Consider the following 14,795-nt stretch of genomic DNA (forward strand, 5'->3'; position numbering starts at 1 on the left):
CGGTTGTTCCGCGCCCCGCGTCGGAACGGTTAGCGTGATCGTCGGATGCGATCGTCTTCGGGCGGTCACAGTCACGAGCGGTGGACAGGGCCTGCCACCGAGGGGAGTTCGTGCGATGGACAGTGGGCAACAGGGGGCGGACCGGTATGTCACGGGTGGGGTGAACTGGGACGCCTACTCGTTGGAGGCGCTCGTGGCGATGGTCGCCGAGAACGCGAGCGCGCCCCAGTTGGAGCGCCTCGCCGACGACTGGCGTGCCGCGGGCTCCGAGGTCACCGACGCGTCGAGTGTGCTGGCCAACGCGCTGGAGGACCTGATGCAGTACTGGTCCGGCGCGGCCGCCGAGCAGGCCCGGGAGGACGTGGCGCTCAACGCTCAGTGGGTGGGCGACCTGGGGGAGACGGCCCGCCAGATCGGCGACCCGGTGCAGGAGGCGGCGGGCGCGCTCAAAGCCGCGCAGGACGCCATGCCCACGATCCCGCCCACCCCGCCGGTCGACCGGGCCTTGGCCGTCGACAACGCTGAGCAGGGCCTGGCCGCGGGCGGACCGCTCGCCGCCGCCATCAACGGCACCGCTGCGGGCGCCGACAGCGCGTTCGCCGCCGAACAGGAACAGAGCAAACTCAAGGCCGTCGCCGTCGAGGCGATGAAGCGCTTCGAGGGAGCGGCCCTCGGTATCGACGCGGCCACCCCGCGTTTCGAGGGCCCCGACACCCAGCTGCACACGCCGCCCAACGTCACCCCGCCGGTCGTCCAGCCGCCGAACTGGAACGACGTCTCCTACGTCACCGACGTCGAACTCCGCTGGACCTCCCTGACCGGCGGCGACCCGACCACCACCGCCCAGGGCTACGACAGCTCCGACACCCGCGGCACCGGATCAGGCGGCTCCGGCGGCGGAGGCGGCTACGCGGGCGGCCTCGGCGGCGGGGGAATGGGCGGCGGCGGAGCGGGCAGCGCGTCTGCTCGCCCGCTGCAGCCCGGCCTCGCCACCGGACTCACCGAGGCACTGTCCGCGGGCGGCAGGCCCGCGGCCGCCATGGGCGGCGCGGCGGCGTCCGCGGCCACGGGCCAACACGCGAGCCCGATGGGCATGGGAGGCATGCCGATGGGCGGCATGGGCGCCGGAGCGGGCAGCGGCGACCAGGGCGAACACCGCAGGCGCTACCCGTTCGACGCCGAAGACCCGTTCGCGCTGGACCAGAAGGCATCGCCGCCCGTGATCGGGCTGTAGGGGGAGCACGAAAGCATGCGAGAAGAGTTCCAGCGCGAATCCCTGATCCAGGAGCGCCTCAACGAGACCGAGCCGTCGGTCCCGGGATTCGACACACCCCCGCCAATGCCGTCCCCGCAGCCCCCGCCGATGCCGATGCCGCAGCCGGTTCCGCCCGTGCCTGCCCCGGTCCCGCCACCCGCCCCGGCTCCCATTCCGCCGCCCGCACCCGTCCCGCCTGCCCCGGCTCCTGTCCCGCCCGCGCCCGTTCCGGTGCCGCCTGCGCCTGCTCCGGTCCCGCCCGCGCCGGTCCCACCGCCGCCCGGACCAGCGCCGATTCCGCAACCGGACCCTTCGGGCCAGGTGCCCAAGGACCTGCCGCTCCCGCCGAGCGCGGGCAAACCGGGACACCCCGAGCCCAGCGGCCCGCCGCCCGACGGTCCACTCCCGGAAGGCCCGGTCTCCGGCGGCCCTCGCCCCGGCGACCCGAGCGCAGGGGGGCCGCTCCCAGGAGACAACGGGACCGGCCCGGGAGGCGGTGGCGCCCAGCCCGGCGGCTCGCAGCCCGGTGGCCCGGGAGTCGGCGAGCCCGGCAACTCGCAGCCCGGCGGCCCCGAGGCCGGTGGCCCTGGCGCTGGTGGGCCGGGTGGCTCTCAGCCCGCTGGCCCCGGCGGCTCCCAATCCCCGGGCTACTGGGATGTCGATCCCGACAAGCTCGACGGCTTCGCCTTGGCCGTCACCTCCGCCCGTTTCGGTCTCGCCGCCGTCCAGGCCAGGGTCGAGCGGATGCAGGGCGACGACTACACCCCCAAGCTCGGCACCAGTCCCGTCGGCCAGCAGTTGGCCAAGAAGTTCGACGACCGGCTCAACGGCGACCAAGGTCTGCGGGGCCTGCTGGCCGAGGCGATGCGTCGGATGGACCAGTTCATCGAGAGCGCCGAGAAGGTGCGCGACTCCTACCGCGAGAGCGAGGACCTGGCGCAGGACTCGATCAAGCGGGCGGGTGGCTGAGGTGACCGATCTGCGAACCGAAGCCGGCGCGTGGCTGCATCCCGCCGAGATCGACCTGTTGTGCACCTTCGGCGAGGTGGCCCCGCCCTACCCGTTGAGTGTCCGGTCGCGCGGGGACTCCATGGACGATCGGCGTGATGTCTTCCGGACCGCTCGCGCGCGGCTGGCCGAGCGGGGGTTGGCCGACCATCGCGGGCCTCGCGGGGTGGCGGCCGATTTCGTGCACCTGCTCCGTGAGGGCGCGGGCGCGCTCGACCTTCTCGTCGCCAGGAAGGGTGCGGTCGCGCGGGTTCTGGTGCTGAGCCGCCGCGAGGATGCGTTGCTCGTCAAGCAGAACGGGGCCGACGGGCCGGTCCACCTGCTCGCCCTGTCGATGCACGACGCCGTCGATCAGTTGCAGCGGTTGATCCCGGAGCACGAGCCCGCGATGGCCGCGCCGTTCAGCGTGCCGCGGCGGGCCGTCGAGCAGGTGCACCGCGACATCCTGGGCGCGCGGAACCGGCTCAGTGCCGACGACCTCGACCGGATCATGCAGCGCCACGGGCTCGACGAACAGACCGCGCGGAAGATGGCCACGCACCTGCAGCCCGTGCTGGGCAACGGGCAGGCCGGGGTCGCCGTGCGGCGGGGCTACGCCGACGAGTGGACGAGGTCCGGCGAGGAACTGCGCTGGCTCGACACCGCGCGCGGGCGGTTCCGGATCATGGGTGGCACCTTGACCGACTGGATGAGCATCAACCCCTTCTCGCGCGATGAGTTGCGGGCGGAGCTGCGCACGCTGGCGGGGGAACTTTGGTACTGATCATCGCCGTAGTTCGTGGAGAAGCGGCCACGGCTTCGGCTACCGTGACGGTCGGAAGCGATGATCCGGTGAAGGGGCGAGGATGATCGACGTCGAACAGCTGGTTCGCCAGGTCAAAGAGCGCGCCGAACAGGCAGCCGCCGCCCGCCACGAAGCCGAGCAGCACCGCAGGCGCAGGCGCGAGGTCGACGACACCTACGTCAACGGCGGCGTCAACTGGAACGGCTACAGCCTCGAGACGCTCCAGCGGATGGTCGGCGACCACGCCAACCCCAGCCAGCTCGACATGCTCGCCGACGAGTGGTCCAAGCACGGCCAGCGCATCGAGCGGGCCGCGCGGGAGCTCTCCGGCTCGCTCAACCGGCTGATGCGCTTCTGGACCGGCCAGGCCTCCGAGGGCGCCGCGCGCACGGTCGTGGCCAACGCCGCGTGGGTGTCGGAGATGGCGGGCACGGCCAAGCAGATGGCCGACCCCATCCAGGACGCGGGCGGCGCGCTGCGCTCGGCGCAGGACACGATGCCGGGCAAGCCGCGCAGCGCCTGGTACGCCACGGCGGGTGGCGGCGCGGCGGCGGGCTTCGCGATCGGCGGCCCGGTGGGCGCGGCGTTCGGCGCGGCGCTCGGCGGCATCGCCAGCGCGTTCGGCTTCGGCAGCAACAAGAAGAAGCTCAAGCGCAAGGCCGTGCAGACGATGGAGCGCTTCGAGGCCGCGGTCCTCGGCATCGACGGCAGCACCCCGCGCTTCGGCGGACCGGCCGACGGTGTCAATCCCGGCACCGGTCCCAACCTCGGCAGGCCGCCGAGCACCGGCGTCCCCGGCCCCGGCGTGCACGTCCCCGGCGGCCCCAACCACCCCGGCTGGACCGGCGCCCCGCCGCCGAACAACGGCGGCGGCGTCAACGTCGGCACCACCCCGTCCTTCGCGCCCAGCTTCAACACCGGCTGGGAAGCCCGCTGGCAGGGCCTGACCGGCTTCGGCGCCGGATCCGGCTACGGCGGCTCGCCCGGCGCGGGCGGCTTGAACGGCCTCGGCGCGGGCGCCCTCGGCGGCTTCGGTACCGGCGGACTCGGCGCGGGCCGCGCGGGGCTTGGCGCGGGCGCCGGAGCAGGCGCGCGAAGTGGCGCGCTCGGTGCGGGCGCGGGTCGCGGCGGAAGCCGGGGCGGTGCGGGAAGGTTCGGCCGCGCCAACGGTTTCGGCGACGCGCACGCGCGCGGCGCGGGCGGCTACGGCGCGGGCACCGGGGCGGGCAAGCGCGGCGAGGACGACGGCGAGCACCACCGCCGCGTCCCGATCGAGGAGGACCCGTTCGCCATCACCGACCTGAAGTCAGCACCGCCGGTCATCGGCCTGTAGGGGAGCAGCATGTATATCGACGAGCCGGAGACCGGCAACTTCACCGGCACCCAGGGCTGGGAGGTCGACCCGGAGCAGGTGCGCGAGTTCGCCGCCGCCGTCGAGGAGGTGCGCGCCGACCTCGACGCGATCATCGCCGAGGTGGCCGACCTGTCGTCGCCCGCGTTCCAGCCGATGCTGGGCACCAGCCCGGTCGGCAAGGAGCTGTCGGAGAAGTTCAACGACCGCCTGACTTCGGAGAACGGGCTGCGCGGCCAGCTCGACGAGGCGTTGAAGCGCATGGAGGAGTTCGTGGCCAGCGCCGAGCGCACCGCGGCCGGCTACCAGGAGAGCGACGACAACGCGGCCCAGCGCTTCCCGAACACGTGATGGACACCCGCACCGCGCTGCACCCGGTCGAGGTCGACCTGCTGTGCACGTTCGCCGAGGTCGAGGTCCCGTTCCCGATCGACATCCCGTCGGCGGGGCAGACCGACGTCGAGCGCGGCGTGCTGTTCAGTGGTGCGGCGCAACAACTCCGCGACCGCGGCCTCGCCGACGAGCGCGGCCCGCTCGACGTCGCCGAGGAGTTCGTCTATCTGCTGCGCGCCTGCACCGGCGTCGTGGACTTGGTGCTGCGCAAGCCGGACAGCACCCTCGCGGTGGCCGTGCTGACCGCCCAGGACGAGGCTCTGCTGGTCGTGCAGGACAGCACCGAGCCCAACGGCCTGCTGCGCCTGCAGGCCGCCACGCTCGACGACGCGCTCGGCAGGCTCGACCGCATGGTCCCGCGCGTCGACACCGCGGCGTCCACGCCCTTCAGCCTGCCCAAGCGCGCGCTGGAGAACGCTTTCGAGGCAATGCTTTCCCGCATGCCCGAGGACGGCGGCGAGCCGAACCCGTTGTCCCAGACCGAGATCGAGGAGCTGCTGCGGTCCCACGGCATCGACGACCGCGTCGCCCGCCGCATGGTCTCCTACCTGCAGCCCGTGCTCGGCAGCGGCCAGATCGGCGTCGCGCGGCGGGATGACACCGAGGACCAGTGGCACCGCGTCGGCGAGGAGATCCGCTGGATCGACACCGAACGCGGCCGGTTCCGGTTGGCGGGCGGGGAAGGGGAGGACGCCGACTGGATGAGCGTCAATCCCCTTGGCGTGGACGAACTCCGCTCAGCCGTGCGTGGGCTCGCCGCCCACGCCCGGCGCTGACCTTCAGGTCGGTGTCTCCGCGATAAGCACGGTCACCACCGCGATCCAGGTGAGAACCGTCGCGAGGAGCCAGAACTTGAGATTGGTCAACAGCCGGGTCATGGGGGAAACCTCCCTTGCGGGGCACGAACGGGGGACCTGTGTTCTTCGCTGGACGCCGGGGAATGGCCTCCAGCTAAAGCCATCGGTTCTTGCGGAAGATTCGATACAGCACAAGGCAGGCGAAGAAGATCACGAGCATCACCAGCGGGTACCCGAACCGCCACTTCAGCTCCGGCATGAAGTCGAAGTTCATCCCGTAGACGCCGACGACCATCGTCGGGACGGCGATGATCGCCGCCCATGACGTGATCTTGCGCATGTCGGAGTTCTGCTGCAGCGTGAGCTTCGCCAGCGTCGCGTCCAGCAGCGTCGTCAGCAACTCGTCGAATGCGGTGACGCGTTCCGACACCGTCGTCAGGTGGTCGTCGACGTCGCGGAAGTAGGAGCGCACATCGTCGGGGATCAGCGGCGAGCAGCCCTCGGCCAGCCGCCGCAGCGGGTTGGCCAGCGGCATGACCGCGCGCCGCAGTTCGAGGATCTCCCGCTTCACCAGGTACATCTGCTCGGCGCTGATCGGGCTGCGCGGGGCGAACACGGCCTTCTCGATCAGGTCGATGTCGGTCTCGAACGCCTCGGTCACCGCGAGGTAGCTGTCGACGATCAGGTCGGAGATGCCGTGCAGCACCGCCGCGGGTCCGGCGGCGAGCCGCTCGGGGGAGCGCTCCAGCCGCTCCCGCAGCTCGTGCAGGCCGGAATGCTTGCCGTGGCGGACCGTCACGATGTAGTCCTTGCCGAGGAACGCCATGATCTCGCCGGTCTCGACGATCTCGTTGGCCGTCGTCGGCGACTCGTGCTCGACGTAGCGGACCGTCTTGAGCACGACGAAAAGGTTGTCCTCGTACCGGTCGAGCTTGGGCCGCTGGTGGGCGTGCACGGCGTCCTCGACGGCCAGCTCGTGCAGCCCGAAGGTCTCCGCGACACCTTGGATCTGCACCGCGTCCGGCTCGTGCAGCCCGATCCAGACGAAACCCTCGTTCCGCGAGCGCACCTCGGCGACGGCGTCGGTGTGCGACCAGCGTCCGGGCAGCCGCTCGCCGTCGATGTACACGGCGCAGTCGACGACGTAGGCCGACAGCGGAACCGGGATCGGCGGCAGCGTGGGTGCCGGGGGACGGTTCTTCCGGCCACCGAGCGAGGGAATGGCGGGCATCGGGGTCTCCAGGTGCTCCCGTCGCTCGCGCGACGGACCGGGACGACCGATTTCGGGGAACGGTCGAGCCGGCGAACGGAGCGTCCCTGCCGGACCCGCGGAACCCGCTCTCAGCTAGCGGCGGATTCCTCCGGAGGGGACGCGGGTACTACTGCAACCTGTCGCGGTGGAATGACCATGCGGGTCGCCCATGTGCGTCCTCACCTCCTCTGGCCGTGGCGGCCGGGGCTCATCCCCACGCTCACCAGGGGGACAGCGTACTCCCCGACGGCGGTTACCCCGGCGTCGGGCGCGCGGTGCAGTCCCTCACACACCGGTTGCACGGGCCGCCCGCGAGCCGTACACAGATCTCCTACTCGCCGGTCACTTATTGGAGGAACAGTGCAGTTCGGTCGCTACTACGAGGAGTTCGAGGTCGGCGCGGTCTACAAGCACTGGCCTGGCAAGACGGTGACCGAGTACGACGACCACCTGTTCTGCCTGCTCACCATGAACCACCACCCGCTGCACATGGACGTCAACTACGCCGAGAACACCACCGACTTCGGCAAGAACGTCGTGGTCGGCAACTACATCTACTCGCTGCTGCTCGGCATGTCCGTGCCCGACGTCTCCGGCAAGGCGATCGCCAACCTGGAGATCGAGTCGCTGCGCCACGTGAAGCCGACCTTCCACGGCGACACCATCTACGGCGAGACCGAGGTGCTCGACAAGACGCCGTCGAAGTCCAAGGATGACCGGGGCGTGGTCTACGTGGAGACGCGTGGCTACAAGCAGGACGGGACGATCGTTTGTATCTTCCGTCGCAAGGTGATGGTCCCCAAGCAGTCCTACGGTGAGGCGCGCGGCGGCGAGCAGCCGGGTCGCCCCGAGCCGAAGGCTTAGACAGACGGAGGAAGCGCCGTGACCCTGTCCCTGGACGAGATCAGGCAGCGGTTGCGGCGCTTCGCCGAGCACGAGGCCGCCGGGGTGTCGCCGCTCTACGAGCACCTGGCCACCCGGGCGTCCGAGGACGACGACGTCGCGGGCCTGCTGGCGGCCGCGCAGCCCGGTTTCGCGCACCCGACGCTGCTGCTGGCCGCCGTGCACCGCGCGCTGCAGGCCGACCCGTTCCACGAGTTGGTCAACTACTACCCGTCGATGGGCGGCACCTACGGCGTCGACGCGGGCACGTGGCCGCTGTTCCGCTCGTTCGTCGTCGAGCGCGCCGACAAGATCCGCGGGCTGGTCGCGGCCCACACCACGCAGACCAACGAGGTCCGCCGCGCCGCCCAGCTGTACCCGGCGATCGCCTCGATCGCCAAGCAGGTGAAGGGCCCGGTCGGGCTGCTGGAGGTGGGGTGCAGCGCCGGTCTGCTGCTGGACCTCGACCGCTACGGCTACCGCTACCAGACCGAGCAGTCCGGCCAGATCGTCGCCGGGCCCGCCAAGACGCCGCTGGGCCTGCACTGCGCCCTGGAGCTGGCCCCCGGCGCGAGCCTGCCGCCGATCCCCAAGAAGCTCGCCATCGCCGCCAAGGTCGGCCTGGACCGCGCGCCGGTCGACCTGGCCGACGAGGACGCCGCCGCGTGGCTGGAGGCCTGCATCTGGGCCGACCAGCCCGAGCGGCAGCGGCTGTTCAGCACGGCGGCGGCGATGCAGCAGAAGAACCCGCCCGAGTTGGTCGCGGGCGACGCGGTGGCCGACCTGCCGTCGGCGGCGGCCAAGGTGCCCGCCGACGTGCCGCTGGTGGTCGTCACGAGTCGGGTGCTGTCGTACCTGTCCGAGGAGGCGCGCCTGGCCTTCATCGACGCGCTCGGCGCACTGGCGGAAACCCGACCGCTTTGGTGGGTCAGCATCGAGGGCTACGCGGCCGCGCTGGCCTACCTGCTGCCCAACCGCGACGACCTGGCGGTCACCGCCCAGAGTGAATCTGACATCCATGTTCTCGGGCTGACGACGTGGGTCGCGGGCACCCCGCACGCCTTCGCGCTGGCCCGCGCCAGCGCCCACGGTGAAAGGCTGCTCTGGCTGCCCTGACCTGCGTCAACGCGGTACGACGCCCCACTCGCGCAGGGTGGGGGCGAGCAGGTCGGCGAGCTCGTTACCGGCTTCGAGTGTGGTGAACGTCGCATGATCGACGAACCGCGCGTCCAGGGCGTCGTCACCGGCCCGAATGTCACCGCCGGTAACCGTGCAGGCGTAGTCATAGATCACGTAGACCCCCTTGGGTGCCACGCGCTCGACTACGCCGATCAGGTCCCCGACATCCACCGTCAACCCGGTCTCCTCCTGGAGTTCACGGATCAGCGCGACCTTGTCGGATTCCCCTGACTCGACCTTACCGCCAGGTAGGGACCACAGTCCGCGGCCGGGTTCGTTGGCCCGGCGGATCAGCAGCAGGCGCCCGGAACTGTCACGAACGACCCCGCCGACACACCGGATTCTCCCGTTCGGCCCAGCACTCATAGCTACCCAGCGTAGTCGTAGTTCTTCGGTAACGCTCCGCGTTGACCCAAGCGCGGTACTACCCTCCCCAGGGGTTGGCCGGTGCGGTACAACGGTTTTCAACAGCGCCACACCGGGTGCGGGATGGAACGGGGTAGATCGCAGTGGACGTCAAGAAGGTCTTGATCTTGACTGGGGCAGCGTTGCTCGTCTTCTTCCTGGTGACTCAACCCGTGCAGTCGGCGGGCATCGTGAATTCGATCATCACGACGCTGCGCGAGGGTGCCGAAGCGGTCATCACCTTTGTGCAGACTGTTTTCAAGGGCTGAGGCGAGTAGCGTCAAGCTATGTTCGCACCCAGAGACCCAGACGAGTACTTGCTGGACTCCGAACGCCGGGTCATCCGGGTGCGCAGGCACTGGGCGTCCCTGGCCTGGGAGGTCTTCGAGGCGGTCGCGCTCCTCGCTATCTGCGTGATGGTCTCGTATCTGCTGCCGCCGGGACAGTGGCTGCTGCAGAACCTCCTGTGGTACGTGGCCCTCGCGGTGGTCCTGCGGTTCACCTACCAGGTCATCGACTGGTGGGTGGAGCGCATCGTGGTCACCGACAAGCGGTTCATGATGACCACCGGCGTGATCACCATCAAGGTGCTCATGATGCCGATCGGCAAGGTCACCGACCTGACGTTCAAGCGCACGGCCATGGGCCGCATGCTCGGCTACGGCACGCTGATCGTGGAGTCCGCGGGCCAGATCCAGGCGCTGAACAAGATCGACTACCTGCCGCACCCCGACCAGGTCAACGACGCCATCTCCGAGCTGGTGTTCGGCGACAAGAAGGCCGCCGCCGAACGCTTCTCGATGATCAAGGCGCAGCGCATGGCGCAGGGGAAGCGCAAGGCCGTTAAGGGGTGACGTGGGTCATCGTCCACACTGAACAAGGTGCGGATCGACCTCCACTGCCACTCCACCGCCTCAGACGGCACCGACAGCCCGGCTGAGCTGGTGCTTTCCGCGCGCCGGGCCGGGCTCGACGTCGTGGCCATCACCGATCACGACACGACCGGGGGCTGGGCCGAGGCGGCCGCGGCGCTGCCGCCGGGGCTTCGGCTGGTGCGCGGCGCGGAGCTGACCACGGTGTCCGAGGACGGCCGCGGCGGCCACTGCACGGTCCACCTGCTCGCGTACCTGTTCGACCCCGAGTCCGACGCGGTGATCGCCGAGTACGCCAACACCCGGGCCGAGCGGCGCAACCGGCTGCACATCATGGCCACGAAGATGGCCGCCGACGGCTACCCGCTCGACGCCGACACGCTGCTCGCGGGCATCCCCGACGACGTCCCGGCGGGCAGGCCGCACCTGGCGCAGGCACTCGTGCGCGCTGGCGTGGTCGGCTCGGTCACCGAGGCGTTCACCGAGCTGCTGCACGGCCGCAACGGCTACTACGTGCCCAGCAAGAAGACCTGGATCAAGGACGCCATCGCGATGATCAAGGCGGCGGGCGGGGTCACCGTGCTCGCCCACGGCTTCGCCCACAAGCGCGGGCCGACGATCAGCGCCGAGGTCGTCGCCGATCTGGCCGCGTCCGGCCTCGACGGTGTGGAGATCGACCACCCCGACCACGACGCGGCGTCCAGGGCCGAACTGCGCGCCCTGGCGGGCCGCCTCGACTTGCTGGTGACCGGGTCCAGCGACTATCACGGCACCAACAAGACCATCGTGCTCGGCGCGGAGACCACGGCTCCGGAGATGCTCGACGCCATCGCCGAGCGCGCCACCGGCGCCGAGATCCTGGAAGCCTGATGGCTGAACTGTTCGACGTCCGAATCTTCATGGCCGCGCTGATCACGCTGGTCGTGATCATGGATCCGCCGGGCACCATCCCGGTGTTCCTCAGCCTCACCGGCCGCAAGTCCAAGACGGCCCGGGCGCGCGCGGCGCGGCAGGCGGTGCTGGTGTCCCTCGGCGTGATCAGCCTGTTCGCCATCGGCGGCGAGGCGATCCTGTCGTACCTGCACATCGGCATCCCGGCGCTGCAGGGCGCGGGCGGCTTGCTGCTGCTGCTGATCGCGCTCGACCTGCTGACCGGGCGCGGGCACGCCGAGCCGGAGGCGGTCGAGGACGTCAACGTCGCGCTCGTCCCGCTGGGCACGCCGCTGCTGGCCGGGCCCGGCGCCATCGCCGCCACGATCGTGTTCGTCCGCCAGGCCGACGGGCACGCCGGGTCGTACATCGCGCTGGGCGCGGCGATCCTGGCCGTGCATCTGTTCTTGTGGCTGTGCCTGCGCTATTCCGGCGTGGTGATTCGGGTGATCAAGGACAGCGGGATCACCCTGCTGGCCAAGATCGCCGGTCTGCTGCTGGCCGCGATCGCGGTCCAGCTCATCGCGGATTCGGTGCGGGGCTTTATTTCCGGTTCCGGCTGATCAGCGCGTCGAGGGCCTCCTGCGTGCGGACGATGGCGGCGTGGCCGTCGTCGTGGATCACGATGGGCCGCTCGATCAGCGACGGGTTGGCGGCGAGCACGTCGATCCACTTCGCGCGCTCGCGCGGCAGGTCGGCGAGGCCGAGTTCCTTGGCCAGCGGCTCTTTCAGCCGGGTGATGTCCCACGGCTGCATGTCGAGCTTGACGAGCACGTCGTCGAGTTCGGCGGCCGTCGGCGGCTCGTCGAGGTAGCGGCGGACGGTCACATCGCCGTCCAGCACGCCGAACGCGGCCCGGGACTTGGTGCAGCGCGGGTTGTGCCAGATCTCCATGCCGCTGATTGTGCCCGGCGCCGGGAGTGTCGGTGCCACTGCGTACGGTGGGAGCCGTGCAGGCCCAGCTTGGTTTCGACAGCATGCCGCGAAAGCTCATCAAGGTGACCCCGTCGCGGCTCTCGGTGTGGGCGGACTGCCCGCGCCGGTTCCGCATGGCCTACATCGACCGCCCGACCCCGCCCCGCGGCGGACCATGGGCGCACAGCACGCTCGGCGCGGTGGTCCACAACGCGCTGAAGGCGCTTTTCGACCTGCCCGCGGCGAAGCGGACCCCGGAGGTCGCGGCGTCGCTCGTCGACACGCACTGGAAGGACGACGGCTTCGCGGGCGCCGAGCAGGCGGCCACGTTCCGCGAGCGCGCGGCGGGCTGGGTGCACGACTATGTGGCCGAGCTGGACGTCGATCACGAGCCGGTCGGCCTGGAGCGCTGGGTGTCGGCGCCGGTCGGCACGATCGTCGCCGAGGGCCGGGTCGACCGCATCGACCAGCGCGACGGCGAACTGGTGATCGTCGACTACAAGACCGGTCGCCACGCGCTGACCACCGACGACGCCCGCGGGTCGCAGGCGATGGCGCTCTACGTGCTGGCGGCCCGGCGGACTTTGCGCAGGCCGTGCACGAAGGTCGAGCTGCACCACCTGCCGTCGGGGACGGTGTCGTCGTGGGAGCACACGGAGGAGTCGCTGGCCCGGCACCTGTCGCGGGCCGAGGAGAGCGCGGACGAGTTCCAGCTGGCCACGGACACGCTGAAGGCCGGTGGCGACCCGGAGGTGCTGTTCCCGCCGTCGCCCGGCAGACAGTGCTCGTGGTGCGACTTCCGCCGCAGCTGCGACGACGGCAGGGCGGCGAGCCCACAGATCGAGCCGTGGGCGATGCTGGCTCCGTGACCGGCCCGACTGAGCGATTCCCCGACCCGGAGGCCCAGACCGCGCGGCTACCCGTGGGCCCGACGGTGCCGGACCAGCCGACCGCGCCCATCGCGGTGGCCAGGCCCGCTGAGCCGGTCCGGCGTGGTGGGTTCTGGCGGGAGCTGTCGGGCGCGTTGGCGGCGGGGCTGTGTGCGCTGGCCGTCGTGGTGATGGCCATGCAGGTGTTCGCGGGGACCAAGGGGATGCCCGGGCCCGGCGTGGGGGTCGTGCTCGGCCACATGGCGGCCGCGGTCGCCGCTGTCGTGTTCCAGCGGTTCGTCGACCGCGGGAACGGCCCGAGGGTGATCGGGTCGTTCTTCCTGGTCCTCGCGGTGACCGCGGCGACCATCTGGTTCTTCTGGCTCGCCTAGCGGGTCAGCCCCGCGTTGGGGACGCGGGGCTGACCGTTCGGCTTAGTACCAACCGGTCCAGGGACCGGACGAAGGCGCGGTCTGCGCCGTGCAGTGGTAGACGTTGTCCGGGCCGTAAGCGCAGACCTCGACGCGCCCATCCCACAGGTTGGAGGCGTTGGGAGCGCCGGTGAGGACGCCGCCGAGGCTGGCCCAGCCGCTCCATCCGCCGGGCGAGCTGGGGCTCTGCCAGGTGTGGTACATCTGGAGGTTGCCCGCGCCGATGCCGAACAGTTCGAGCGTGCAGTTGGTGTTCCGCACGACGGAGATGCCGTACCGCAGCGATCCGTTCATGTCGACCCAGTCCGACCACGCGCCCCCGGGGCTCAGCTGCCAACGGTGAATGGGGATGGTGGAGGTGGTCAGCGCGAACTCCTCCCACCGGCCGTCGCAGTTCTGGATGCCGGCGATCCCGCCCCCCATCGTGACGGAGGTGGCCGCGCTCGCCGGTGTGGCCACGAAGAGTGTCGTGAGCAGGCTCGCCCCCATGGCCAACGCGATCCCGAAGCGCTTGAAGCGTTTGGACAACAAGTGTCTCTCCTCCCAGATCGGGCCCGGTGTTCCGAGCCCGACGCCCAGGATGTCGATCACCTGTTGACAAATCGTTGAGCCGCTACAGCCAGCTCTTCCACGTCGGCAGCAGTGTCGCGAGCAGGTCGGTCGGGTTCTCCATCGCGGGTGAGTGCACCGCCCCGCTGATCATGCTGAAGTCCGCCTCCAGTCTGTCGGCCATGTCCCGCTGGGCCGACGGCGACCACGCGTCGTCCTCGGCGCCGCAGGTCACCAGGCAGCCGATGTGGTGGGAGCGCAGATACCGCGCCAGGTCGCCGACCAGGTCCGGCTCCGTCCGCAGACCGTTGCCCATCCCGACCAGCGACGCGACCGTGTTGCGCAGGAAGCGGTGGCGCAGGAACGCCCGGTGGTCGATGGCCAGCCCCATGTACTCAGGGTTGTTCGCGTTCAGCTGCTCCAGCGCGTCGTAGGTCGCCGGGACGCCGTGGTGGCGCAGGGCGGGCTCCGCCAGGTCCAGCACGGTCCGCCGACCGCCGAGCGGCAGCTCACCCGGCCCGGAGCTCAGCAGCGTCAGCCCCACCACCGGAGCGCCCGCCAGCACCGCCCGCCGCGCGATCAGCCCGCCGTACGAGTGGCCCAGCAGGACCACCGGCCTGCCGTCCGCGGCGAGCTTGCCCGTCACCTCCGCGACCACCAGCCCCATCGGAGCGGGCAGGTAGGCCGCCTCGTCGGTCGGGCCGGGGGAGTCCAGCTGGCCGGGCAGGTCGATGGCCACGACCTCGAACCCGGCGTCGGCGATCGGGTCGAGGATCGGGGCGAAGTCCTCCTTGGACCCGGTGCAGCCGGGCACCAGCAGCGCGATCGGCCCGGCACCGGCGATGCGCAGGGCGGCGATCGGGCCGTAGGGGCCAGTCAGGTCGACACGGTGCGCCCGGTGCGGGCTCAACTGCGAATGCATG

19 protein-coding genes are annotated in these 14,795 nt (G+C 70.9%); 14 read left to right on the forward strand and 5 right to left on the reverse strand.

Going from position 1 to position 14,795, the window contains the following annotated elements; translation table 11 throughout:
- Positions 1-115 precede the first annotated feature (115 nt).
- The 6 genes from ACSHT8_RS27945 (at position 116) to ACSHT8_RS27970 (ending at position 5,567) form a co-directional block, all read left to right on the forward strand.
- On the forward strand, positions 116-1,234 hold the full coding sequence (locus tag ACSHT8_RS27945; protein ID WP_436493942.1) for a WXG100 family type VII secretion target: 1,119 nt from the start codon (positions 116-118) through the stop codon (positions 1,232-1,234).
- Between the two features lie 342 nt (positions 1,235-1,576).
- A complete protein-coding gene (locus ACSHT8_RS27950; RefSeq protein WP_436493944.1) occupies positions 1,577-2,224 on the forward strand; it encodes a hypothetical protein in 648 nt (215 codons plus the stop codon).
- A gap of 1 nt (position 2,225) precedes the next feature.
- The gene (locus ACSHT8_RS27955) at positions 2,226-3,026 is read left to right on the forward strand and encodes an ESX secretion-associated protein EspG (protein WP_436493946.1); all 801 of its coding nucleotides are present in this window, start codon (positions 2,226-2,228) and stop codon (positions 3,024-3,026) included.
- A gap of 82 nt (positions 3,027-3,108) precedes the next feature.
- On the forward strand, positions 3,109-4,380 hold the full coding sequence (locus tag ACSHT8_RS27960; RefSeq protein ID WP_436493948.1) for a WXG100 family type VII secretion target: 1,272 nt from the start codon (positions 3,109-3,111) through the stop codon (positions 4,378-4,380).
- A gap of 9 nt (positions 4,381-4,389) precedes the next feature.
- Positions 4,390-4,749, forward strand: a complete 360-nt coding sequence (locus tag ACSHT8_RS27965) for a hypothetical protein (protein WP_436493950.1) — start codon at positions 4,390-4,392, stop codon at positions 4,747-4,749.
- Positions 4,749-5,567, forward strand: a complete 819-nt coding sequence (locus ACSHT8_RS27970; protein ID WP_436493952.1) for an ESX secretion-associated protein EspG — start codon at positions 4,749-4,751, stop codon at positions 5,565-5,567. The genes ACSHT8_RS27965 and ACSHT8_RS27970 overlap by 1 nt, the downstream gene beginning before the upstream one ends.
- A gap of 175 nt (positions 5,568-5,742) precedes the next feature.
- On the opposite strand, the gene ACSHT8_RS27975 is transcribed toward ACSHT8_RS27970, so the two are convergent.
- Entirely contained in the window at positions 5,743-6,819 is a 1,077-nt protein-coding gene (locus ACSHT8_RS27975) for a magnesium and cobalt transport protein CorA (protein WP_436493954.1), read from the reverse strand.
- Positions 6,820-7,200: 381 nt separating this feature from the next.
- Between ACSHT8_RS27975 and ACSHT8_RS27980 the strand changes: the two genes are divergently transcribed.
- Complete coding sequence (locus ACSHT8_RS27980; protein WP_436493956.1) at positions 7,201-7,704, forward strand: MaoC family dehydratase; 504 nt, start codon at positions 7,201-7,203, stop codon at positions 7,702-7,704.
- Positions 7,705-7,722: 18 nt separating this feature from the next.
- Positions 7,723-8,838, forward strand: a complete 1,116-nt coding sequence (locus ACSHT8_RS27985) for a DUF2332 domain-containing protein (protein WP_436493957.1) — start codon at positions 7,723-7,725, stop codon at positions 8,836-8,838.
- Positions 8,839-8,844: 6 nt separating this feature from the next.
- Here the strand turns inward: ACSHT8_RS27985 and ACSHT8_RS27990 are convergent, their stop codons facing one another.
- Complete coding sequence (locus tag ACSHT8_RS27990) at positions 8,845-9,267, reverse strand: NUDIX hydrolase (protein ID WP_436493959.1); 423 nt, start codon at positions 9,265-9,267, stop codon at positions 8,845-8,847.
- A 143-nt stretch (positions 9,268-9,410) separates the two neighbouring features.
- On the opposite strand from ACSHT8_RS27990, the gene ACSHT8_RS27995 reads away from it, so the two are divergent.
- Genes ACSHT8_RS27995 through ACSHT8_RS28010 form a run of 4 tightly spaced genes read left to right on the forward strand, consistent with a single transcriptional unit; the run spans position 9,411 to position 11,671 of the window.
- Positions 9,411-9,575: a hypothetical protein gene (locus tag ACSHT8_RS27995; protein WP_436493961.1), complete on the forward strand. Its 165-nt coding sequence runs from the start codon at positions 9,411-9,413 to the stop codon at positions 9,573-9,575.
- Positions 9,576-9,593: 18 nt separating this feature from the next.
- Complete coding sequence (locus ACSHT8_RS28000; protein WP_436493962.1) at positions 9,594-10,160, forward strand: PH domain-containing protein; 567 nt, start codon at positions 9,594-9,596, stop codon at positions 10,158-10,160.
- Between the two features lie 27 nt (positions 10,161-10,187).
- Positions 10,188-11,048, forward strand: coding sequence for a PHP domain-containing protein (locus tag ACSHT8_RS28005; protein ID WP_436493964.1), 861 nt, complete (start codon positions 10,188-10,190; stop codon positions 11,046-11,048).
- Positions 11,048-11,671 carry a MarC family protein gene (locus tag ACSHT8_RS28010; protein WP_436493966.1) on the forward strand — a complete coding sequence of 208 codons (624 nt, stop codon included), beginning with the start codon at positions 11,048-11,050 and terminating at the stop codon, positions 11,669-11,671. Before ACSHT8_RS28005 ends, ACSHT8_RS28010 begins: the two co-directional genes overlap by 1 nt.
- Here the strand turns inward: ACSHT8_RS28010 and ACSHT8_RS28015 are convergent.
- The gene (locus tag ACSHT8_RS28015; RefSeq protein WP_436493968.1) at positions 11,652-12,002 is read right to left on the reverse strand and encodes an ArsC/Spx/MgsR family protein; all 351 of its coding nucleotides are present in this window, start codon (positions 12,000-12,002) and stop codon (positions 11,652-11,654) included. The genes ACSHT8_RS28010 and ACSHT8_RS28015 overlap by 20 nt on opposite strands.
- A 56-nt stretch (positions 12,003-12,058) precedes the next feature.
- Here ACSHT8_RS28015 and ACSHT8_RS28020 point away from each other — a divergent pair, with 56 nt between their 5' ends.
- Together ACSHT8_RS28020 and ACSHT8_RS28025 are read left to right on the forward strand one after the other, a co-directional pair.
- Positions 12,059-12,892: a RecB family exonuclease gene (locus ACSHT8_RS28020; RefSeq protein WP_436493970.1), complete on the forward strand. Its 834-nt coding sequence runs from the start codon at positions 12,059-12,061 to the stop codon at positions 12,890-12,892.
- Positions 12,889-13,284, forward strand: a complete 396-nt coding sequence (locus ACSHT8_RS28025; RefSeq protein ID WP_436493972.1) for a hypothetical protein — start codon at positions 12,889-12,891, stop codon at positions 13,282-13,284. Before ACSHT8_RS28020 ends, ACSHT8_RS28025 begins: the two co-directional genes overlap by 4 nt.
- 42 nt (positions 13,285-13,326) lie before the next feature.
- Here the strand turns inward: ACSHT8_RS28025 and ACSHT8_RS28030 are convergent, their stop codons facing one another.
- Both ACSHT8_RS28030 and ACSHT8_RS28035 read right to left on the reverse strand, forming a co-directional pair.
- The gene (locus tag ACSHT8_RS28030; RefSeq protein WP_436493974.1) at positions 13,327-13,854 is read right to left on the reverse strand and encodes a hypothetical protein; all 528 of its coding nucleotides are present in this window, start codon (positions 13,852-13,854) and stop codon (positions 13,327-13,329) included.
- A gap of 82 nt (positions 13,855-13,936) precedes the next feature.
- Complete coding sequence (locus ACSHT8_RS28035; RefSeq protein WP_436493976.1) at positions 13,937-14,794, reverse strand: alpha/beta fold hydrolase; 858 nt, start codon at positions 14,792-14,794, stop codon at positions 13,937-13,939.
- Between the last annotated feature and the right edge of the window lies 1 nt (position 14,795).

This window comes from Actinokineospora sp. HUAS TT18 (assembly GCF_051364635.1).
Lineage (GTDB): Bacteria > Actinomycetota > Actinomycetes > Mycobacteriales > Pseudonocardiaceae > Actinokineospora.